Origin of the sequence: Corynebacterium parakroppenstedtii (assembly GCF_019754935.1) — a bacterium.
GTDB lineage: Bacteria > Actinomycetota > Actinomycetes > Mycobacteriales > Mycobacteriaceae > Corynebacterium > Corynebacterium parakroppenstedtii.
This window is the reverse complement of sequence record NZ_JAGSOA010000001.1, coordinates 478,306-500,842: the sequence shown is the minus strand read 5'-3', so window position 1 is coordinate 500,842 and position 22,537 is coordinate 478,306. Positions and strand designations below refer to the sequence as shown.

Annotated in this window: 18 protein-coding genes; 14 read left to right on the top strand and 4 right to left on the bottom strand. The window is 58.0% G+C overall.

What is annotated here, in order from left to right:
* The first annotated feature begins 1 nt into the window (after position 1).
* The 6 genes from KCQ76_RS02095 (at position 2) to KCQ76_RS02070 (ending at position 7,298) form a co-directional block, all read left to right on the top strand.
* Complete coding sequence (locus KCQ76_RS02095; protein WP_146003199.1) at positions 2 to 1,573, top strand: TRM11 family methyltransferase; 1,572 nt, start codon at positions 2 to 4, stop codon at positions 1,571 to 1,573.
* 261 nt (positions 1,574 to 1,834) lie between these two features.
* Positions 1,835 to 2,623, top strand: a complete 789-nt coding sequence (locus KCQ76_RS02090) for an electron transfer flavoprotein subunit beta/FixA family protein (RefSeq protein WP_046202514.1) — start codon at positions 1,835 to 1,837, stop codon at positions 2,621 to 2,623.
* Between the two features lie 90 nt (positions 2,624 to 2,713).
* A complete protein-coding gene (locus KCQ76_RS02085; protein ID WP_046202513.1) occupies positions 2,714 to 3,664 on the top strand; it encodes an electron transfer flavoprotein subunit alpha/FixB family protein in 951 nt (316 codons plus the stop codon).
* A 90-nt stretch (positions 3,665 to 3,754) separates the two neighbouring features.
* Positions 3,755 to 4,912 carry a cysteine desulfurase family protein gene (locus tag KCQ76_RS02080; RefSeq protein WP_046202512.1) on the top strand — a complete coding sequence of 386 codons (1,158 nt, stop codon included), beginning with the start codon at positions 3,755 to 3,757 and terminating at the stop codon, positions 4,910 to 4,912.
* 72 nt (positions 4,913 to 4,984) lie between these two features.
* Entirely contained in the window at positions 4,985 to 6,103 is a 1,119-nt protein-coding gene (mnmA, locus tag KCQ76_RS02075; protein ID WP_046202511.1) for a tRNA 2-thiouridine(34) synthase MnmA, read from the top strand.
* 10 nt (positions 6,104 to 6,113) lie between these two features.
* Complete coding sequence (locus tag KCQ76_RS02070; RefSeq protein ID WP_052722207.1) at positions 6,114 to 7,298, top strand: hypothetical protein; 1,185 nt, start codon at positions 6,114 to 6,116, stop codon at positions 7,296 to 7,298.
* A 61-nt stretch (positions 7,299 to 7,359) separates the two neighbouring features.
* On the opposite strand, the gene KCQ76_RS02065 is transcribed toward KCQ76_RS02070, so the two are convergent.
* Complete coding sequence (locus KCQ76_RS02065) at positions 7,360 to 8,145, bottom strand: TetR/AcrR family transcriptional regulator (RefSeq protein ID WP_052723054.1); 786 nt, start codon at positions 8,143 to 8,145, stop codon at positions 7,360 to 7,362.
* A 91-nt stretch (positions 8,146 to 8,236) separates the two neighbouring features.
* Complete coding sequence (locus KCQ76_RS02060; protein ID WP_046202510.1) at positions 8,237 to 8,947, bottom strand: 3'-5' exonuclease; 711 nt, start codon at positions 8,945 to 8,947, stop codon at positions 8,237 to 8,239.
* Positions 8,948 to 9,081: 134 nt separating this feature from the next.
* Between KCQ76_RS02060 and ligA the strand changes: the two genes are divergently transcribed.
* Both ligA and ilvA read left to right on the top strand, forming a co-directional pair.
* A complete protein-coding gene (ligA, locus tag KCQ76_RS02055; protein ID WP_046202509.1) occupies positions 9,082 to 11,193 on the top strand; it encodes an NAD-dependent DNA ligase LigA in 2,112 nt (703 codons plus the stop codon).
* An 88-nt stretch (positions 11,194 to 11,281) separates the two neighbouring features.
* Complete coding sequence (gene ilvA, locus KCQ76_RS02050; RefSeq protein ID WP_221914777.1) at positions 11,282 to 12,838, top strand: threonine ammonia-lyase, biosynthetic; 1,557 nt, start codon at positions 11,282 to 11,284, stop codon at positions 12,836 to 12,838.
* 4 nt (positions 12,839 to 12,842) lie between these two features.
* Here the strand turns inward: ilvA and KCQ76_RS02045 are convergent, their stop codons facing one another.
* Complete coding sequence (locus KCQ76_RS02045) at positions 12,843 to 13,505, bottom strand: ACT domain-containing protein (protein ID WP_046202507.1); 663 nt, start codon at positions 13,503 to 13,505, stop codon at positions 12,843 to 12,845.
* A 242-nt stretch (positions 13,506 to 13,747) separates the two neighbouring features.
* On the opposite strand from KCQ76_RS02045, the gene gatC reads away from it, so the two are divergent.
* From gatC to KCQ76_RS02020, 5 genes are all read left to right on the top strand, one after another.
* Complete coding sequence (gatC, locus tag KCQ76_RS02040) at positions 13,748 to 14,041, top strand: Asp-tRNA(Asn)/Glu-tRNA(Gln) amidotransferase subunit GatC (protein ID WP_046202506.1); 294 nt, start codon at positions 13,748 to 13,750, stop codon at positions 14,039 to 14,041.
* 3 nt (positions 14,042 to 14,044) lie between these two features.
* Positions 14,045 to 15,556 carry an Asp-tRNA(Asn)/Glu-tRNA(Gln) amidotransferase subunit GatA gene (gene gatA / locus KCQ76_RS02035; RefSeq protein WP_046202505.1) on the top strand — a complete coding sequence of 504 codons (1,512 nt, stop codon included), beginning with the start codon at positions 14,045 to 14,047 and terminating at the stop codon, positions 15,554 to 15,556.
* A 10-nt stretch (positions 15,557 to 15,566) separates the two neighbouring features.
* Positions 15,567 to 16,208, top strand: a complete 642-nt coding sequence (locus tag KCQ76_RS02030) for an NUDIX hydrolase (protein WP_052722209.1) — start codon at positions 15,567 to 15,569, stop codon at positions 16,206 to 16,208.
* A gap of 442 nt (positions 16,209 to 16,650) precedes the next feature.
* On the top strand, positions 16,651 to 18,036 hold the full coding sequence (locus KCQ76_RS02025; protein WP_082089801.1) for an MFS transporter: 1,386 nt from the start codon (positions 16,651 to 16,653) through the stop codon (positions 18,034 to 18,036).
* 48 nt (positions 18,037 to 18,084) lie between these two features.
* Positions 18,085 to 19,116, top strand: a complete 1,032-nt coding sequence (locus KCQ76_RS02020; RefSeq protein ID WP_046202504.1) for a 6-phosphofructokinase — start codon at positions 18,085 to 18,087, stop codon at positions 19,114 to 19,116.
* Here KCQ76_RS02020 and KCQ76_RS02015 read toward each other — a convergent pair.
* A complete protein-coding gene (locus KCQ76_RS02015; protein WP_231725268.1) occupies positions 19,037 to 21,106 on the bottom strand; it encodes a gamma-glutamyltransferase family protein in 2,070 nt (689 codons plus the stop codon). The two genes, KCQ76_RS02020 and KCQ76_RS02015, sit on opposite strands and share 80 nt — an antisense overlap.
* Positions 21,107 to 21,282: 176 nt before the next feature.
* Here KCQ76_RS02015 and KCQ76_RS02010 point away from each other — a divergent pair, with 176 nt between their 5' ends.
* A complete protein-coding gene (locus KCQ76_RS02010; RefSeq protein WP_102215082.1) occupies positions 21,283 to 22,500 on the top strand; it encodes a YkvI family membrane protein in 1,218 nt (405 codons plus the stop codon).
* Positions 22,501 to 22,537: the final 37 nt, after the last annotated feature.

The window sequence follows — 22,537 nt, the reverse complement described above, 5'->3', positions numbered from 1 at the left end:
GGTGTTGTCTCGAGACGACGTTGCGTGGATAACGAGCCATCCGGACGCGTGCGCCGAGGCAGAACCTCTGGAGTTTTCGAAGGCCACTGAATTTGCCGACGGGGCTATGTTGCGCTCGAAATATGGGCAATATGGTCGTGCGTTGGCTGAATTAATGGTTGCTCGACGGTCGGCGCGGGGCGCTCGACCTGTGGACGCCAAAGTATCCGAGAATGTTGTTGACGAGTGGCTCGTCGACGCGGAGTCGGTTCAACAAGCAACCGCCCTGGTCATTGCTCAGTACAGGGCGAGGCGGTTGGCGTTGGCGCCGTCGTTGCAGGCAGGCGGGCTGGTGCACGATGTGACATGCTCCATCGGTAGTGAGCTTGCTGCTCTTGCTGGCGAGGGGTTGACCGCTATCGGGTCTGATATCGATCCCGGCAGGGTAGCGATGGCCCAGCACAATATGGCCGTGCTTGGAAAAGCGGTATCCGAGAAGGCCGCACAAGTAGATCCGGCGCGGTTTACTCGCCCTTTGATTGTTCGCGCTGATGCTTTGTGCCCGGTGTCGTTTCCGGCTGTTGTCATTGCCGATCCTGCCCGTCGTGTTCAGGGCCGACGAATCTCTCAGCCTCAGGATTTAATCCCGCCTCTACCTGGTTTGATCGATACATGGCGTGGTCTGAGGCCCGGGGAACAGGCGAGGGGCCACGCCGATCGTTCGCCGGAGCTCGTCGTGAAGTGCGCCCCTGGGATCGATTACTCCAGTTGGGATGGGGAAGTAGAGATTATCTCCGTCGCCGGTGCGGTGAAAGAGGCATGTTTGTGGACGCCTGAAATCGCGGCGTCAACGTCGGGTATTCGTGCGGCGGTTACTGGCGACGGCAACACGGATAATCAGAACAGCACCGATCACAATAACGCCGGTCACGACAGCTCGGTTCAGCAGCGACGCATTACGCGCCGGGCAACCCTGATCCATGCGGATGGATCCGTCGACATGTTCACTGATACGGATCCAGAAATCCCGCAATCGGCAGGCTCTTCGGCGCCTTCGTCGGATGTAGATGACGACTCCGGAAGCCGAAAGAAGAGCCTGGCTGACCGGTACATCGTCGATCCGGATGGAGCGATTGTTCGGGCAGGATTGGTGCGTCAAGCTGCGTACCGGTGGGGAATGCGGCAGATCGATCCTCATATTGCCTTCTTAACTGGCGATACACCGCCAGCAGGTGTTTTAGCGTGTGAGGTCCTGGATGCCGTGCCACTGTCCAAATTGACGTCGACGATGGCGAAGCGTGCTCCTGGGCAGATTGAAATTCTCGTGCGTGGTGTGGCTGCGAACCCCGATCATGTTCGGGCAAAAATCATGTCTGCCGCGCGGAAGCATTCGGGGAAGAAGGCGCGCAATCAGCACAACAAGCGCAACAAAGAAGCCTCTGCTCACGGGATGACTCGAGGAGGGGCGGCTACGGATTCACCGTCGGCCGGATTATCAGGTGGCAGCTACACGATCGTGATCACGCAGGTGGGGGATAGGCAGGGGAAGAATTCCTCGGTCGCGTTCATTTGCGGCCCGCGAGAGTTCCATTAATAAGGGTTATTAACGACAACGCCAGTAACCCCGGTGAGACCGCGGGAAGCCGATCGGATCGCGGGAATGATGTCGGCGCTGTGGCCCACACAAACGGGGGCATTGGTCACGGGTCTAGAGAGTTTGAACACACTTTTGTGTGCTAGGCCACAAAAGTGCGTTAAAGTGGTCTTCAAAACGAGCGAGATATTGATGTGAGGTACGCCGGCGACGGCTGCAGCCTCCGGTTTTTCGCCCCGACACCATGAGAAAGGTGAATGAATGTCGAACATTGTCGTGTTAGTTAAGCAAGTACCGGACACCTACTCCGAGCGGCAGCTCACCGAGGACGATTACACCGTTGACCGCGAGAGCACCGATCAGGTTCTCGACGAGATCAATGAAAACGCCGTGGAAGCAGCCCTTCAGCTCAAGGAAGCAGGAGGGGATTACACAGTCACCGCGCTGACCGTCGGCCCCGATAGTGCCAAGGAAGCACTGCGGAAGGCCCTGTCGCTCGGCTGCGACGAAGCTATCCACGTGTGTGATGATGCCCTCGCTGGCTCCGATGTCCTGGGAACTGCATGGACACTGTCGCAGGCCCTCAACCTGGTCGATGACATTGAACTCATTATCTGCGGCAACGAGTCCACCGACGGCAATATGGGAACTGTGCCCGGGTTGATCTCGGAATACCGCCAGATCCCCGCGGTGACCGGTCTGCGTTCATTCTCCGTCGAAAATGGCACGGTCACCGGCGAAAGCGCCCGCGAAGAGGGCGTGTACAGCCTGGAGGCTCCGACACCGGCCATTATCTCCGTAACTGAGAAGGCCAACGAGCCCCGCTTCGCTGCCTTCAAGGGAATCATGGCAGCAAAGAAGAAGAAGATTCAGCAGGTCGATCTCGAGGATATTGGAGTCGACGCTGCCAACGTCGGATTGGAGAATGCTGCGACGTCCGTGACCGGATACGCACCCAAGCCGGAAAAGTCCGCTGGTGAAATCATTACCGACGAAGGCGATGGTGGAACGAAGTTCGTGGAATTCTTGGCCAACGAAAAGCTCATCTAAACGTGGCATCGAGACCATAACTCACCATCGTTGTTTGTTTACTAACAGGAATATTCGGTCAGTAATGGCCGGTAACGAAAGGACTTTCCCATGACTGATGTACTAGTTCTCGTCGAACATGCTGATGGAGCCTTGTCCAACAACACCAACGAACTGATTACCGCGGGTCGCGTATTCGGTTCCGTGGGCGCGGTTGTCGTTGGTGCTGAGGGCACAGCAGAAGCCTTGAAGGACGACTTAGCCGCTGCAGGTGCGGAAACGATTTACGCAGCAGAAAACGATTACGCTGCTAACTACTTGGTCACGCCTTCTGTAGACGCATTGTCAGCCCTGGCAGCGGGCCTCGAAGTGCCCGTCATCATTTCGTCCTCCGCGACGGGCAAAGAGATCGGAGGGCGCGTCGGTGCCCGCGTAGCATCCGGCGTTCTCTGTGATGTGACCGAGATTAACGCTGATCACACCGCAGCCAGCTCTATTTTCGGTGGCGATTACACCGTCGAGCTCTCCGTCGGAGGATCTTCCCCGATCTTCCTTCTCCGTCCCGGTTCGGTCGATCCCGAGCCTCAGGCGGCCGCAGGAAATATTGAGCCCGTCGAGATGCCTGAGCCCGGCCCAGTTGCCGTGAAGGTCACCTCCTTCTCACCGGCAGAGGCTGGCGACCGCCCCGAGCTCACCGAAGCGAAGATCGTGGTCTCTGGTGGCCGCGGCGTCGGATCCGCCGACGGGTTCGCCGACGTTATCGAGCCCCTAGCCGATGCCCTCGGCGCTGCAGTGGGTGCCTCCCGTGCCGCCGTCGACTCTGACTACTACCCAGGCAAGTTCCAGGTGGGACAAACGGGTAAGACAGTGTCGCCAGACCTCTATGTCGCGCTCGGTATTTCAGGTGCTATCCAGCACAAAGCAGGTATGCAGACGTCCAAGACCATCGTTGCGGTCAACAAGGATGAGGAAGCAGCCATCTTCGAGATCGCCGACTTCGGTATCGTCGGTGACCTGTTCGACGTAGCTCCCCAGGCTACCGAGGCCATTAAAAGCCACTAGATAACTCAGCACCGCACGGCGCGTGAGCACTAGATGAAGGCTTGAACGAGCTGTATTACCCTTCGAAGGGTGACTACAGCTCGTTTTTTTATGGATCATGCCGCAACAAGTCCTCTCAGGCAGGTTGCCAAAGACGCCATCATGGACTCGTGGGATCTGTTGAACCCCGGGGGCCAGTACGCGTCAGGGCGTGATGCACGCAAAGCTGTGGAAGAAGCCCGCGAAACCATCGCGCGTTTGCTCGGTGCCGAGCCGATCGAGGTCATTTTCACGGCATCCGGAACAGAGGCCGATAACCTCGCTGTGCAGGGGCTTTATGCCGAACGTGCCCAAGAAAAGTCGTCGCCACACCGCGTCATCGTCGGATCGGTGGAACACCCCGCCGTGTTAGAACCGGCCAAAGCGTCGGGCACAGATCCGTCCTCGCCGGGGCCGGAAGCTGATGTTATCGAGGTGCCGGTCGATTCCAGCGGCCATTATCGCACCGATTTTCTTGCCGACGTTCTTACCGACGGCCCAGCTGCGCTCATGGCTCTCCAGTGGGCGAACAATGAAACCGGCGCGCTGCAACCGGTTGATGAGATTGCATCGCTGGCCGCAGAGCACAACGTCCCGTGGCATGCTGATGCCGTGCAGGCCGTTGGCCACGTTCCCGTGGATTTCCATTCGTCGGGTGCAACGACGATTGCAGCGTCGGCACACAAATTTGGTGGTCCGCGATCGACGGGCCTGTTGTTGTGCGGGCGCGCGACGAATCTTCATAAGATTCTGCGTGGTGGCGGGCAGGAAAGGTCCATTCGCCCAGGAACGCTAAATGTTGCCGGTGCGGTGGGGACCGCTGCCGCCCTGTCAGAGGCCTGCCACGAGATGGAGGCCGAACGCGCTCGGCTTTCCGGCCTTAGGGACCGCCTCTTGTCCTTTATTAGCCGAGAAATTCCGGATTCGTTAATTCATACCGCGGAGCCAGCACTGCCGGGACACGTTCACGTGAGTTTTCCGGGCGCGGAAGGCGACAGCCTCATTATGTTGTTGGACCAAGCGGGCTTCGACGCGTCGACCGGGTCGGCGTGTGCGGCTGGCGTGAATCGGGTGAGCCATGTGGTCATGGCGATTGGAGTGGAGTCCGTCGCCGCCCGCGGAACGCTACGGTTTACCTTGGGTCGGACGACGTCGGAGAAGGATGTTGCCGCTCTGGAAGCGGTCCTCCCGAAGATCGTCGAACAGGCGCGTGCTGCCGGGATGGCATAAGCAGGGTTGTCCCGGTGAGCACAACTACCTAAAGTGTGTGGCTTAGTTTCGTATTCAACAGATGGGATTGTCATGCGTGTAATGGCAGCAATGAGTGGCGGTGTTGATTCATCCGTTGCCGCTGCGCGATTGGTCGCCGAGGGGCATGAGGTCATCGGCGTTCATTTAGCACTAGCCTCGACGCCGACGACGTTGCGCGTCGGTTCGCGCGGGTGCTGTTCGCTGGAAGACTCCGGCGATGCTCGCCGTGTTGCCGACGCGTTGGGAATCCCTTTCTACGTCTGGGACTTCTCCGATCGATTCCGCGAGGACGTCGTCGATCCTTTTATTAATTCGTATGAGATGGGGGAGACGCCCAACCCTTGCCTGCGGTGTAATGAGAAGATCAAGTTCCAGGCGCTGCTCGACCGCGGTATCGCGCTGGGGTTTGATGCCGTGGCGACGGGCCATTATGCGCGGTTGAAGGACGGCGAACTCCGTCGGGCAATCGATGATAAGAAAGACCAGTCGTATGTCCTGGGCGTCTTGAACGATGAGCAGCTGGCCCATTGTTTATTTCCTCTGGGAGACACCCGCAAGCCTGATATCCGCAAAGAGGCGGAGGCGGCTGGACTCGTGACGGCGTCGAAGCCCGATAGCCATGACATTTGCTTCATCCCGGATGGGAATACGAAGGCATTCTTGGGCAACCACATCGGTGTCCGGTCGGGTGACCTGAAAGACCAGGATGGCAACGTGATCGGCCATCACGACGGCATCTACGGTTTCACCATCGGGCAGCGCAAGGGCCTCGGCCTACCTGGTCCAGCGCCCGACGGAAAACCCAGGTATGTCACCGATATTGATGCTGACACCGGAACTGTCACCGTCGGCACACGCGATGATCTTCGCGTTGGACGGTTGTATGCCGATCGTCTCATTCGCCTCGATGAGCATGAAGGATCGACGCAGGAGTGCCAGGTCCAGGTTCGTGCCCATGGCGGTGTTGTCGATGCCACGGTCACTATTGACGACGGTGTGGCAACGATTGATCTTCATTCTCCGCTGACTGGTGTTGCGCGTGGTCAAGCTGCGGTGATTTACCGACCCGATCCGGACGGCGACATTGTGTTGGGCTCGGGGACGATTTGTGACACGGTGTCGGTCTCTAAGCTGCAACCAACCACCGCGGGCGCGTCCTCAAACAGCTAATATGCTGGCCATGAACCAGAATTCGGCCGGCGCGGCGTGGGCGTCGGGGTGGGGAGCCCTGGAGACTCGCGATCCTCGCGAGGCAGCTCGCATCATTGCAGGGGAGGCCGCGCTACCGTTCATCCCTCAGTTGATTAACCGCGGTGTGGGGTCGTCATTGTCGGGATCGACGTTGTCGTTGTTGTCGTCCTCCTATGTTCAGGGGCCACGATCGTGGCAAATGTCGGGGCCGACGGTGGCCTCCCGCCGCCGCAACGATGAGATCCATCGCGATATCGATGTGTATGAGGAAGCGTGGGAAGGGGGTTCCGCGTTCTCTAGCCAGGAGATGAAGGTCCAGGTGATGGGCCCGTGGTCGCTGGCCGTCGCGACGGAATTATCGGATGGCCACCGTATCGTGTCGGATAGGTCGGCGGTCCGCGGTTTTCACGACGAGTGGAGCGGTGGCGTCGCCGAGTATCTTTCGGAGATTCACCGCCGGTTTGGCAAGCGCATTGTCCTGCACATTGAGGAGCCCTATGTGGGCACGCTCGTCCGGGGACGTATCGCTGGGACCACTGATTGGGACATTATTCCTCCCGTCCACAACGATGTTCTGAGCACCGAGTGGGACAGGACCATCAATGGCGTGTTCGACGAGCTGGGAGGGGTTATTACCGATGACGCCTCGCAGGGGCTTGTTGCTGGTGTTGTGATGTCCTGTGTGGCGTCGCTGCCGGACGATCTCGAGATGCCAGAGTGGGCAATGCCGCTAATCGGGTTGGATGAACTGGAACGCGCTGCGGCGAATGGGTCGTCGACGCATCATATGCTCGACCGAGTAGGTGAGTTTATCGACGCGGATGGTCGGTCGATGGTGATCGGCGTGGCGGGCAATACAGGCGCGGATGATGACGCTGGGGCCACGCCGGGCGCAGCGGGAATCGGTGCTGACGTTGACGCTGACGCTGGTGAGCGTTATCGCGACCAGGCCATCGTGACAACCGCGTACGCGAGTGAGGATCCCGCCCGTGATCGGGCCGTGCGCATCGCCCGCGTGTGGAAAGCGACGGGGATTGACCCGACTCTCATGGGGGAGCGGGTGAGCGTTGTTGAAGGACATGGCCGACGTGGGAGGGAGCAGTCCACTGCGGAATCGCTGCGGTTAGCTGACGATGTGCGGGATATTCTCCGCCGCGATAGCGGAGATCTATAGTCCTAGCATCTGCTGTAGGTGCGACCGCCACATCGGCGCGGGCACTCCGTCGGCCCCGGGTTTACTTGGATTGCGTCGGCCGCTGCACAGAACTCTGTGCAGCAGTAATCACAGCCTGGATAGCTGTCACGTACCAATCTTCCACTTCGGTGTTATCCAGCGGTTCTACCGCGCGGGTGTTCTCGGTTTCCACCGCGGTGTGGTGCTGCATCACGGGGACAGAATCGTGCCCGGACTCGGCACTATCCTCACCAGCGGAACCTGAGGTGACTTCGCGACCGTGCGGCCCTTTGGTTCCACCGTGACCATTCATGGGACCACCCATCGCGGTGACCCCAGCGTTAATAAGCGACTGGATACTCGAGATCAGTTCCGGCTTCAATTCCGCCGGAATGTCGGGCAGTTTATCGACCTCACGCGCTAAGGCCTGGGTCAATTTGGCGTGCAGACGTCCGATTCTTGCTCGTGCGTCGTCGTCAAGGTGGACCCGCGAAAGGGCTGATCGCCACGAGTGTCGAGACTCGCGGGCTTCGCGGAAGCTAGCGCGGGCGTAGGCCTCGATAGCGTCGAGCGGCCCTGGTGCATCGTCCATTTGGTCGGTGATGACCTGGGCGCGCCGGGGGAAATCCCGAACGACGACGGCCTCGATCATGTCGTCGACATTGTTGTGATACCGGTAGAGGCTTGACCTGCCCATACCGAGGCGCTTAGCAACAGTCCCGACAGTTAGCGGGGCTGCGTTCTGGTCGGTTTGGGATTCTTCGAGGATTTCTTCGACGGCATCGAGGATTTTCTCGGACGTTTGACGCCGGTGTTCAATCACTGACTTCGCTGAAATCCTTGGCATGAGGCTATCCTAACCTTTAATTGTGGTGAGTGAAAGTAGCGGGGAAGAAGAACCCCCATCATTGTGTAGCAGCCCTACTGGTTTATGCGGGTCACATGTGCGAACCATCCCGCATTGGCCACGCGGTGGAGAAATCTGTCATCTCTCGGCCTTGGGACGCGAAATAGTCACGCAGATGCGATTGGTAGTCGAAGTAAGAGACCGCCTGGAATTCCATCAGCTCATCGCACGTTTTCTTGACCAGGTCAGGCCACATCCGCGCCATTTTCCACGCCACTCGAGCAGCCGCGAGGGCATCCGCGCTGGCATTGTGGGCATTGTCCAACTGAATCCCATAGCGCTTCACCAAGGTCCCCAACTTACGCGCGCCTTTCCGCTGTGGCTCCAACGCCCGATCCATCACGAGGGGGTCGAACACTAATCCGCTGCAGACAAATGACGGCTCTAGGTGCCGCAAAATCGTGAGGTCATAGGCAGCGTTGAAGACAATGAGCGTTTGTCCGCGCTCCCATCCGTCGTAAATCGCACGAATGGTCTTGTGGAGGACTTCGTCATGAGGTTCACCATGCTCCTTCGCGTACTCCGTCGAGATCCCATGGATTTTTGATGCCGACTCGGGAATCTCAATACCAGGGTCGGCGAGTAATTCTGTGGAGTTAGCCGATCCACCGTGGATGGAGACGAGGGCCGACGTCACAATTCTCGCCTGTAGAGGGTTGGTCCCAGTGGTCTCCAGATCGAAGCTGAGCATAGAGGCGGGATCAAAGTGACTCGGCACGGACGATGGAAGCGGCATAGGCATAGATTAGACGACGGGTCGGACACGAGGATAGGTGTTCGGTCCGCGCCGGCATTGGCGGTGGTAGGGCCTGTGGTAGCACCTGCGACGTTGTTCGCGGCGTGCGCTGGCAGTGGCAGTTGTAATGTGGGCCGGCGATGAAATCCCTCTATGCTGGGCGTGTGAATAATTCCGGGAATTCCACTGACGTGAGCACCGATCTTCAAGCGTATTGGAACCAACTTGCTGCTGATGTTCGGCGCCACCGTGACTTGTACTACAACAGTGAGCCCGTGATCTCGGATGCTGAATTCGATCACCTTTTTAAGACCCTCCAAGACCTGGAAGCCGACCATCCGGAGTTAGCCAAGAATGGTTCACCGACGGAAGAGGTGGGCGCGCCCGTTCCGCCCCCTATCGAGACCAGCGCTGGCGAAGTGACCTTTGCCCCGGTCCGCCACATCGAGCGCTTGTACAGCTTGGACAATGTTTTTTCGAAATCAGAGTTGTTGGAATGGCTGCATAGAACCCCCGCGCCGACGTACTTAACAGAGTTAAAGATCGACGGTTTATCCATCGATCTGGTATATCGCGACGGCGAACTCGTGTCTGCCGCCACTCGTGGCGACGGCGTCACCGGCGAAGACATCACTCCGAACGCCCGGACGATCTCCGATATCCCCCAAACAATTTCCCCGACGGACGAGTATCCCGTACCAGCGTTGCTGGAAGTTCGAGGCGAAGTGTTCATTGGTGTCGAAGAGTTCGCTGTGATTAACGCTGACCGCGTGGAGCAAGGCCGGAAGCCTTTTGCCAACCCACGCAATGCCGCGGCAGGATCTTTGCGTCAAAAGAACCCCGCGGAAACCGCTAAGCGGAACTTGTCGATGATCTGCCACGGGATCGGAGCACGCGAGGGCTGGGAACCTTCGACCCAACATGATGCGTACACTGCTTTGGCCGCGTGGGGTTTCCGGGTATCGCCGTACACCAAGCGTGTGACCTCGGCCGACGAGGTCATTGCCCAAATGGAGTACTGGGGCGAGCACCGTCACGACGCGACCCACGAAATGGACGGTTTAGTTGTCAAAGTTGATGACCTCGCTGAGCAGGAGGATTTGGGGGAGACCTCGCGCGCTCCCCGGTGGGCTATTGCCTACAAGTATCCGCCCGAAGAGGTCGTAACGACGCTGCGCGATATTCGCATCGGCATCGGCCGGACTGGTCGCGCGACGACGTACGCCGTGCTGGATCCCGTCTTGGTGGCTGGCTCCACGGTTGCTCGGGCGACGCTGCACAACCCGTCGGAAGTTCACGACAAAGGTGTGCTGATCGGCGATAGGGTCACCATCCGCAAGGCCGGTGAGGTCATTCCCGAAGTGCTGGGCCCGGTAGCAGATGCGCGTGATGGGTCCGAAAAACCATTCGTGTTCTCCACTGTCTGCCCTGAGTGTGGCACGCCGTTGGTGCAGGCCAAGGTAGATGACGCGGATTGGAGATGCCCCAATACACAGGGGTGCCCTGGCCAGTTGCTCGCCCGGATGACGTATTTGGCCGGCCGCTCCGCTTTCGACATCGATGCTTTGGGTGTGTCGGGCATCCAGGATCTGATCAGGTCGGGAGCGCTGACGAATGAATCCGAGCTCTTTGACCTCGATGAATCACATCTTCTGATGACCTCGGTGTTTACGACGAAGGCTGGGAAGGTCAATGCGACGGGGAAGGCTTTGCTGAAAAACCTCGAGGAAGCGAAATCCACCGAGCTATGGCGGGTTATCGTGGCGCTCTCCATTCGTCACGTGGGCCCCACAGCTGCCCGCGCACTGGCCACCAAGTATGGGTCTCTCGACGCCATTCGTAACGCGTCCGAGGAAGAACTAGCCCGGATCGATGGAGTAGGCAGCATCATCGCAGCGTCGTTGAGATCATGGTTTGCCGTCGGTTGGCATATAAAAATTGTCGACGCCTGGGCCGCGGCCGGTGTCCGTATGGAGGAAGACCAGCAGCAGGCGCAACCTCAGACTTTGGAGGGCACGACCGTCGTCGTTACAGGTACTTTGGAGGATTTCACGCGCGACTCGGCGAAGGAAGCGATTATCTCTCGGGGAGGTCGGGCAGCGGGGTCCGTGTCCAAGAAGACGGATTATGTCGTGGTCGGGGCTAATGCCGGATCGAAGGAGACGAAGGCGCGGGACCTCGGGTTGCGTATTCTCGACGAGGACGAATTTAAAGAGCTTTTAGAAACAGGCCATGTGAGTGACCCCGCTTAAGCTGCGGCTTTCCCTTTGGCCGACTTTCGGTCATGATGCTAACGATGACATAGACGACATGAGATAGACGACACTCAGGAGTAACACAATGTCCCCCGCCCAGAACCCCCACCGTTCCAATTCTGATTATTTGAGCCTGGTTGTCCGAGCCCCTGTGTATGACGCCACGGAGAGGACCCTGCTGGAGCCTATGCCGCGGATGTCGCAGCGGTTGGGCAATAACGTCTATGTCAAGCGCGAGGACACCCAGCCGGTCCATAGCTTCAAGGTCCGTGGCGCCTATGCTCGCATGGCTGCCCTCACCGACGACGAGAAACGTCGCGGTGTGGTCACGGCCTCGGCGGGTAACCATGCGCAGGGTATTGCTCTATCCGGCAGCATCATGGATGTGTCGGCACTCATCGTTATGCCGACGATGACCCCGCAGATCAAGGTCGATGCGGTCCGGAACTTCGGCGGCGAGGTCCTCCTTTTCGGCGACAACTTCGACGAGGCCAAGGAACGCGCCTCTGAAATCGCCCAATCCGAGGGCCGAGTTTTCGTCCCTCCGTTCGACGACCCGCATGTCATCGCTGGTCAGGGGACCATTGGGCTGGAAATCTTCCAGCAAGCGTCGACAGTTGATCGTGTTTTCGTTCCCGTCGGTGGCGGTGGCCTAGCCGCTGGTGTGGCCGTCGTGTTGAAACAGCTGAACCCGCGCATCAGCGTTATTGGGGTGGAGCCCGAGGGCTCGGCCTGTTTGACCGCAGCCATGAAGGCCGGCGAGCCCGTCACATTGGACCGCGTGTCCTTGTATGCGGAAGGTGTGGCAGTTGCTCGCATTGGGGACGAGACCTTTCGCGTCTGTCGGGATAATTTGGACGAGGTCATCACGGTCAATTCCGACGAAATCAGTGCTGCCGTCAAAGATATTTTCGACGACACCCGCGCGGTGGCTGAGCCATCGGGGGCCGTTGCTCTCGCGGGGTTGAAAAAATACGTGACGACCCATGGAGTGCATGGTGAGACGCTGGCCCATGTGCTATCCGGCGCAAACCTGAATTTCCATGGCCTCCGGTACATTTCCGAACGCGCTGAGCTGGGTGAACATGGTGAAGCGCTTCTGGGTGTGACGATTCCAGAACGTAAAGGCGCGTTCCTTGAGTTCTGTCAGGTTCTCGGCGGCCGGTCTGTGACGGAATTTAACTACCGCGTGGATGACCATGATCGTGCGCGCATCTTCGTCGGTGTTCAGCTCCACGAGGGAGATCAAGAGCGCGATGACATCATCGCAGGCTTGCAGGAGCGCTCCTATGACGTCGTCGATTTATCCAGCGACGACGCTGCGAAGGAGCATGTCCGCTACATGATCGGTGGGCGAGCACCTAGGCATTTCAACGAGCGCGTGTTCTCCATCCAGTTCCCTGAGCACCCTGGCGCCTTGCTCCACTTCCTGAAGGTCCTGGGCACGCACTGGAATATCAGCCTTTTCCACTACCGGAGCCACGGGATGGATTACGGTCGCGTGCTCTGCGGATTCGATGACACGGAGAACCCGGCGGGCGATGGGTCGGATGATGATTTCGACCATCACATGCAAGAACTGGGATACCAGTTCAAGGAGGTCACGGATTCGGTGGCCTACACGTACTTCCTCAAGTCGTAGGCTGCTAGTCCATCATTGCGCTCAGGATGGTGCCGAGCTTGCCGAGGTGCTCAACCTCACCGGCGAGGAAATCCGGCCCGCCCGGGCGGCCGATAACGAGAACGTCGTCCTTGTCGCTAATTGGTGCGGCCGCCAGCGCTGAATCCATAACCGTCCAGCTCTCGGGCAGCCAATCGTCGTCTTCGCGGTCGAGGCACCGAGCCGTCGTCACCGGGGCGGACTGAAGAATGCGCCCGTCATCCTCGGGGGCGGCCATGGATGCAGCAACGCGATGCACGTCCGTTCGTCCGCTTAACACGATGGCCCAGCCCGCCGACATTGTCGTGGGAAGTCCGTCAACAAGGAGCTGGAGAGCTTTGCTTCGGGATGGTGCCTGGGCGATCGATGCCAACATGGCGACTTGCCCGGAGCGGTTCACCGAGCCGGAGAACGGGCGGATGGAATCGACTTCGACGCCGTCGACCTGTTGAGCTGCGGTAATGAGGGTGTCCGGTAGGGATGTGGGTGGAAGGTCGATCACCACATCGTCCACCACTGCACCGTCGGAAAAATTATGGCTAACGACATCGACGCTGCGGATATCCCCGCCGACCTCGCCGATAGATGCGGCAAGACGGCCTAAGCTGCCGGGAGCATCAGGCAGGAAGACGCGGAGGAGGAACGACATAGAAAACCCTTATATTCGACGATGCGGTGTGATCATTGCGCTGTGATCAACTAGACAGTGTAGGCCTTCTCTGTGACATGCGTAGGAACCGGGTGACAGAAGTAGACAGATTGGTGCATTTTGGACTGTCGCACCCCGGTGTACCTGGTTAGTGTCGGCGGCCGTCCCCCTAAGCCCACATAGACCGCGCAACCGGCTAAGCTAGGGGAGTCATCATTGTCACACCAGGTGAAGGAACCACTGTGTCTTCTATTTCCCGCGACGAGGTTGCGCACCTTGCGCGCTTGTCTCGGCTCTCTCTCACCGACGACGAGCTGAATGAATTCGCTGACCAGATCGACGGCATTATCGAGCACGTCCAAAAAGTATCGAATGTTGATACTGAGGGCGTGGAACCCATGAGCCATCCCTCTGATCTTGCCGGTGTTATGCGAGAGGATGAAGTTCATCCGACGTTGACGGCAGAGCAGGCCTTGGATCAGGCTCCGGCTAGCCAGCGTGATCGTTTCGAAGTACCGCGGATTCTGGGGGAGTAAACCATGGAGACCACATATCGCGTTGCGAACTTCAATGCCGACGATCTAACGACGTACACCGCAGCAGATCTGGCTGAAAAAATCCATTCCGGCGAGGTGTCGTCGGTAGAGGCGACTCAAGCCCATCTCGACCGTATTTCACAGATCGACGGCGATATTCATGCTTTCTTGCATGTTTCTGCCGACGAAGCTCTTGCGGCGGCTAAGAAAGTCGATGACCGTATCGCCCGTGGTGAGAAGCCATCCTCACCTCTTGCCGGTGTTCCTTTAGCCCTAAAAGATGTCTTTACGACGACGGACGCACCGACGACGTGTGCGTCAAAAATCCTTGAAGGATACATGAGCCCGTACGACGCGACCGTGACGAAGCGTCTGCGCGAGGCCGGTCTTCCTATCGTCGGAAAGACCAATATGGATGAATTCGCCATGGGCTCATCCACGGAAAACTCCGCCTATGGGCCGACACACAATCCGTGGGATCTTGCCCGGACACCGGGTGGCTCCGGCGGTGGCTCGGCCGCGGCGTTGGCGTCGGGAATGGCACCCCTGGCGATCGGTACAGACACGGGCGGATCGATCCGCCAGCCGGCGGCCCTCACCAACACGGTCGGGGTAAAGCCGACTTATGGCACAGTGTCGCGTTATGGCCTCGTCGCTTGTGCTTCGTCGCTTGACCAGGGTGGCCCCACCGGGCGCACAGTGTTGGACACCGCGCTTTTGCATGAGGTTATCGCGGGGTATGACCCGCATGATTCCACCTCGGTCAACCGCCCCGTTGCGCCGGTGGTTCAGGCCGCCCGCGAGGGCGCGAAGGGGGATCTGTCTGGCCTAAAGGTCGGCGTCGTCAAGCAATTGGCTGGCGATGGCTACCAGGATGGCGTCCTCGAGTCGTACAACGAGGCCGTGAGCACCCTCTCTCGCCTGGGTGCTGAGGTCGTGGATGTGGATTGTCCTCACTTCGACGATGCGTTGAGCGCGTACTACCTCATTCTTCCGTGTGAGGTGAGCTCCAACCTCGCCCGGTTCGACGGCATGCGCTACGGTCTGCGCGTCGGTGATGATGGTCATCACTCGGCCAATGACGTGATGGAACTGTCCCGCGAAGAGGGCTTTGGCTCAGAGGTGAAGCGACGCATCATCCTGGGAACTTATGCGCTCTCTGTTGGATACTATGACGCCTACTATCTGCAGGCTCAGCGTGTCCGTGCGTTGATTGCCCGTGATTTTGCCAAGGCGTATGAGAAGGTCGATGTGTTGGTCTCTCCGACTACGCCGACGACGGCGTTCAAGTTGGGCACCAAGGTCGATGATCCCATTTCGATGTATCGATTCGACCTGTGCACGCTGCCGCTGAACCTTGCAGGTCTGTGCGGAATGTCTGTTCCCTCCGGGCTTGCCTCTGATACGAATCTTCCCGTTGGCCTGCAGATTATGGCCCCAGCGCACCAGGATGATCGGCTTTATCGCGTCGGTGCTGCTTATGAGGCTGCTCGCTCGGGAGAGTCACAAGAGTAGGTTAGGGCCTATGGACCACAGTGGAGACGGTTGGGCAATTCAAGCAAACGGTGCGCGGTTCTGGGGAGTCGAAGGAGCAGCGGGATTGTTGCTTCGAGCGCCGGGGCCTGATGGTCTTCCCATGGTCCTCATGCAATATCGCGCCGAGTGGACATCAATGCCTCTGACCTGGGGTGTCCCGGGTGGAGCGCGCGACGCAGATGAGAGAGTCGAAGAAGCCGCGTTACGCGAAGCCATTGAAGAAGCCGGTCTCAATCCCCAGGATGTCACCGTCGTACAAAAGCAAGTGACGACGCGGGTGCCGGTGGATTATGCTGTGCGGAGGGCGCCAGCTGAAGATTGGCCGCGTTTGCCCTGGTACACCTCGCTGACGGGGAAGCGTTGGGTGGGGCTGATGGATCCCAGTGTGCGTGAGTGGACGTATACGACGGTGTCGGCCTTTGCCTCTCATCCGCTTGAGGTGCACAAGAATAATGAGTCCATTGAACTGGTGTGGGTGCCGGAATCTGAGATTGAGAGCTTGAATTTAATGGCTCCGTTCCGACGTTCGTTGCCGATGACCTCGAGTATCGTCCAGCATGGTGATGTTTCTCAGCCGACGATGCGCGCTAATGAGTCTGGCGAGGGCGCGCTTTGGGTGGTGCCTCGGTAGCCTAATTAAATAGGCACGCTGTACAAGGTGTTGCTCGGGGGCTGGCTCGACTTATGCCCCCTGAGCCTTGTGGCCACCGTCTGATCGTTGACCCGATTCGTGGTTTCGCGATGGTCTTTGTGTGCGCGTAACCTGTCTGGATGGAAAAGGTGGAGCCTCTGCTGAGAGCACGACTTTCACCTTAAATAGTTCGCTTTTCGAGTATTTCTGTGGATGTGCAGCCGGAATGTACCGTGACTTCCCCGGGGCACAAACCCCGAAGGCCGTCAGCGTTCACTCTTTTCTTTGTAGCGATGAGTAGATAAATAGTGGTGAATAGATAAGAGGTAAGGAAGCTTTTTTGACTGATAACCTCAGCGGATCGTCGCACCAGGAGACGATAACAAACACAGCAGAGAATAATTCCTCCGCCATCTCGGCTCAGGCGAATCAATCCAAGGGAATGATCTCGGAAAGAGACGCGTGGCGTGCGTTAGTGGCGCTTTGTGTGGGCTTTTTTATGATCCTCTTGGACCAAACCATTGTGGCAGTGGCGACCCCTGATTTTCAGAGTGCGTTAAATGTCGACTACAGCCAAGTGCTGTGGGTGACGTCGGTGTATCTCCTGACATACGCTGTCCCACTTTTGGTCACAGGTCGATTGGGAGACCAGATAGGGCCGAAGAACGTCTATGTCGCCGGCATGGTTGTCTTCACCCTCTCATCCTTGGGTTGTGGCTTAGCGCCGGATATTCATTGGCTCATAGCTGCTCGCGCTGTTCAGGGGCTGGGCGCTGCTCTGTTGACCCCTCAAACTATGAGCGTGATTAACCGAATCTTCGCGCGTGAACGACGCGGCGCGGCCATGGGTTTATGGGGTGCCACCGCCGGCATGGCAGGCTTGGCCGGCCCAGTCCTCGGTGGGTTATTGACCACGTGGATCGGCTGGGAATGGATTTTCTTCGTTAACGTCCCGATCGGAGTTGTCTCAGTCATCATGGTGCTCAAATGGGTACCACAATTGCCGACCAGAAATCACGGCTACGACTGGGGCGGGATTGTCACGTCAGTCATCGCAGTGTTCTTGCTGGTCTTCGCGCTTCAAGAGGGTGGTAATGCAGACTGGGCACCGTGGATTTGGATCATGATCGCAGCGTCCGTTGTTGTCTTCGGTATTTTCATCATGATTGAAAAGTGGGGCGCTCAGCGTGGCGTCGAGGTTCTCGTCCCACTGTCCCTCTTTAAGGATAAGAATTTCTCGGTGGGGAATATTTCGATCACGACGATGGGATTTGCCGTGGCAGGTCCGATGGTTCCGATCATGATTTACTTCCAGCAGTTCCATCAGATGTCGGCGTTGAAGGCAGGGCTGATGATGGTGCCAATGGCTCTGATATCAGGTGTGCTATCCCCATTCGTCGGCCGTTTGTCGGATACAGTTCCGCCGCGTCGGCTATCTCTATCTGGATTTACCTTTATGACAGTGTCCATGCTGTGCTACTTCTTGGTCATGAAGCCGGACACGTCGGTGTGGTGGATGTTCGTGCCCATCGCTTTGCAAGGGCTGGGGAACGCGTTCGTGTGGGCACCCAATTCGACCACGACGATGCGTGATCTTCCGATGGAGAAAACGGGCGCGGGGTCTGGCGTGTATAACACCACACGCCAAGTCGGTTCAGTGATTGGTTCAGCTACTGTTGCGGCGACGCTCGACGTGTTCATGCAGCATACTGATCCAGTATCGTCATTGGGCTGGACCATGATTTTCCCAGCAGGAGTGTTATTGATCGGTTTGGTCGTTGTTACGCAATTCCAAGGAACAACAGCTGCAACGCGCGGAAAGAAGTAGGTGGTCCCGGATAGGCAACATGGCGGCGATCCGGCTAGGGTAGTCACTATGCGTATTGCGACTCTTACCTCCGGTGGTGATTGCCCGGGACTGAACGCGGTGATTCGTGGGATTGTCCGCACCGCAAGTTCTGAATATGGCTCCACCGTGGTCGGCTATGAAGATGGCTGGGTGGGGCTCCTCGAGGATCGCCGAATTCAGCTCTACGACGATGAGGAGATTGACCGGGTTCTCCTCCGGGGCGGAACTATCTTGGGCACGGGCCGTTTGCACCCCGACAAATTCCGCGAAGGAATTGAACAAATTAAGGAAAACCTAGAGAACGCCGGGGTCGATGCCTTGATCCCCATCGGTGGCGAGGGAACGCTGAAAGGTGCTCTCTGGCTTCATGAAAACGGAATTCCTGTGGTGGGCGTCCCTAAAACCATCGACAATGACGTCAACGCGACGGACTACACCTTCGGTTTCGACACCGCCGTGTCCGTCGCCACTGACGCGATTGACCGGTTGCACACCACCGCAGAGTCGCACAATCGTGTGATGGTCGTGGAGGTCATGGGTCGGCACGTCGGCTGGATTGCACTTCATTCCGGTATGGCCGGTGGGGCTCATTACACTGTGATTCCCGAGGTTCCGTTCGATATCGACGAGATCTGTAAAGCCATGGAACGCCGCTTCCAGATGGGCGAGAAATACGGAATCGTTGTCGTTGCTGAGGGTGCCCGCCCGAAAGAAGGAACCATGGAACTGAAAACTGGTGGGATTGACCAATTCGGCCATGAGGTTTTCACCGGCGTAGGCCAGCAAGTAGCCGATGCCATCCATGAGCGCCTGGGCCACGATGTTCGTACAACGGTCTTGGGCCATATTCAGCGCGGTGGAACGCCGACTGCTTATGATCGCGTTCTGGCTACGCGTTATGGTGTTCACGCTTGTCGGGCAGCTCACGAAGGTAAATACGGGACCGTTGCATCCCTCCAGGGAGAGAACATCGGGCTGGTCAGCCTCCAGGATGCCGTGGGCACGCTGAAGGTTGTTCCAATCGAACGGTACGAGGCTGCGGCTGCCCTCTTCGGATAATTATTTCGGGTAATGCCCCGCCCATGACGGTTCCTTCCCGACGCGGATCTGCTCCACCGAGGAGGTGTCCGTCGCGAGTTCGGACGATGGCGGATAGTCCACTCGATTGTTCGTCGAGGTTGACGGTGTGCCCTCGACATGTGAGCCCGTCGATCAGTTCGTGAGCCTCTGGCGTGGCCGTTCCGCTATGTCCGATGTCCGGATGCTCACCACCAATTCCGGTGTCCGGTGTGTTACGGGCCCCAAAATTGGGAAGAGCGACGGCTTGCTGCGGGTCTAGCCCCCAGTCGAGGATGCCGACCAATGTTTTGATGACGAATTGCGGAATGACGGCTCCGCCGGGAGATCCAACGACGGCGTAGAGGTCCCCCCGCTCACCGGTCTTCGTCGTGGTGTACACGATCGTGGGGGACATGGACGATCGTGGCCGTTTACCGCCTTCCACTCGGTTCGCCTTGAGGTGGCCGGCGTCGTCGCGGGGTGTTGCCTCGAAATCGGTGAGTTGATTGTTGAGCATGAACCCATCGACCATGTGGAATGAACCGAATGCCGATTCCACACTCGTTGTCATGCTGGCCGCGTTCCCATACGAATCGACGACGGAAATGTGGCTGGTTCCGTGTTCGGGCTGATCCTCACCGCGGGCGTGGTCCGTGTCGAAAGTTCCGGCTTTCGCTGTTCCCATGGATTTCTCTGGGTTGATCTGCGAATATCGCTGCGCGAGGTACTCCGGGTTGAGTAATTTCGTGTAGTCCCCGTCGGGGAGGTTCTCGAAATCGGTATCAGCAAGGTAGGCGTCGCGGTCCGCGTAGGTGAGTCGTTCTGCTTCAGAAATAGTATGGACCGCTTCGGGGGAGGGAACACCACCATTCTCGTCGACCTTGAGCGGTTTCATGGCGGACAGATTCGCGTGAGAAAGAATCCCCAGAGTGGCTGTTACCGTAACGCCACCCGAGGTGGATGGGGGCGCACCACAGACAATATGGGTGCGGTAGGGGCCACACAGCGCTTGTTTTACAGTGGGATTATATTTCGCGAGATCAGCCGTTGTTAAGGACGATGGCGTGGTTCCGTCGTGGTTGCTGCGTGCTCGGGCGACGATGTCGTCGGCTATTTTCCCGGTATACAGCACTTGTGGGCCACCCAGCTTGAGTGATGTCAGCGTCGTGGCATAGGCCGGGTTGGTGAGGCGTGTTCCGGTTTTCTTTCCGGTTCCGTCCGGGTTGAGGTAATAGGCCGCAGCTTCTGGATCGCGAGCGAGGTCTGCGGCATTGTCCTCAATTGTTGTCGCGAGCCGAGGGCTGATGTCGAACCCGTTCTCAGAGAGGGTGATGGCCGGTTGAACAAGGTCGCCCCACTGCGTTTTTCCGTGTTGAGCATGGAGTGTACCTAAGGCGGCCATGATGCCCGGTACGCCGATTGACCTACCGGAACGTCGCGCGTCGGGCTGCGGTGTGCGGGTATCGGTAGCGGATATCTGCGACAGGTAGGTGTCAGGTGCGTCGTCGGGTGCGGTTTCGCGGCCATCGATGGCGGTGACAGAGTCACTCGCCGCGTCGTGATACAGGATGTAGCCCCCGCCGCCGATACCCGACGATTGAGGCTCCACCAGCCCTAACACGAGTTGCGCTGTGACTAGCGCATCAGCAGCGGTTCCTCCGGCGGCTAACACATCGCGGGCGGCAGCCGTCGAGACGGGATTTGCCGTCGAAATGGAGTACGAGTCCGTCTGCACCGCCGTCATGTCTGGGCGGTATTCGGTATTTGATTCGGGAGCGACGGAAATATCTCGGGGAGGTGTCGGCGGTGCAGCGTGTGCTGTCAGTGTGGGTGCCTGCGCATATCCGCTGGCAATAACCAGGACGAGGGTACCCAACAACGACGCCCATATCCGTCTGCGATGAGGTAATTGTGGTGATTGCGTCGCAACCAGTGGTGTCGACGGTATTCGCTGGCTTTTCGACGTTTGTCGGTGGGGGAGCGGATTCATTCTTTTTACCTTATGGAACCGCTGTGACAGCCATCATTGTTTTTCATTAATAGTGTGTTACAAATGCGAGCGATCGTGTTAAATGGCGGTTTTTGTCCGTGTAGTCGAGTAACCTGTCCCGGTGGTAGCTGAGTCTTTCCGGCTCTCTGGTGATCTTGTTCCAAGGAGAACTCCTCATGTTCAGAAATACGCTTTCGATCGCTTTAGCTTTTGTGGGGCTGATCGTTGGCGCGGGAACAGCCTCGGGGCAGGAGGGGCTGCAGTTTTTCGTCGCTTTTGGACACTGGGGCTTGTGGGGCGTGGTCCTCGCTGCGGTTTTGATGAGTATTGCCGGCACCTCTGTTTTTGTCCTAGGTAGCTATTACCGAGCCCAAGAGCACAAAAGGGTCATTGACAGTTCCGCGACCAAGTTGCTGGCCATCTTTTTGGACATCGGCATCCTGGTCACCCTGTTTTCGCTAGGGTTTGTGATGTTCGCAGGCGCGGGTTCAAACCTGAAGCAGCAATATGGTCTTCCGACGTGGGTGGGTGCGACGATTCTGCTGGTCCTCGTCCTGGTATCAGGGATGCTAGATGTTTCCAAAGTCTCGGCCATTATTGGAGCGATTACTCCGTTCATCATTGTCTGTATCACGGTTGTCGGGCTGGTGACGTTGATCGGAATTCATCCTGACTTCAGTCACTTAGACGCGTCCTCAACGGCCATCAACACGAACCTGCCGAACTGGTGGATTTCTGCGCTTAACTATGTGGGCTTCAACCTTATTTGTGGTGTGTCCATGGCCATCGTGATTGGTGGTTCCTATTTTTATCCGCGTCAGGCCGGCATTGGTGGCGGCCTCGGAGGCCTGATTTTCGGGTTCTTGCTGATCGTCATCGCATTCTCGCTGTACGTGAAGGTCGATGACGTCAAAGACGCAGATCTTCCGATGCTGGCCCTCGCGGCGAATTTTAACGGCCCGTTCGGGTGGGTCATGTCGATTGTCATTTACGGCATGATCTTCAATACAGCACTGGGCGTTTTCTACGCCCTGGCCCGTCGGTTGACTGCAAACCATGAGGAACGCTTCCGCCCGACGCTCGTTGCGACAGCCCTGGTTGCTTTCGTGATCAGCTTCTTCGGGTTCAAAACGCTGGTGTCGAATGTCTATCCGATCTTGGGGTATGTCGGTGTCGTCCTCATGATTGTGTTGGTTTATTCGTGGAGGAAATCGCGGATCCAGATTCAGGAAGAAGGGGACCGACGTCGGAAACTGCATGAGTTGGCTGAGCGAAAGTTGGACCCCACCAAGCGGTTCACCTCTAAACAGAAGCGCCAGCTCCGCCACCTCATCGGCGAGTCGAATATTGACGACGATGTGTTGCGCGACATCCTCGACCGCAACGACGTGTAGGTGTTCGGCTCTGTTGTCCCTTTACAAGTTGTTGAAT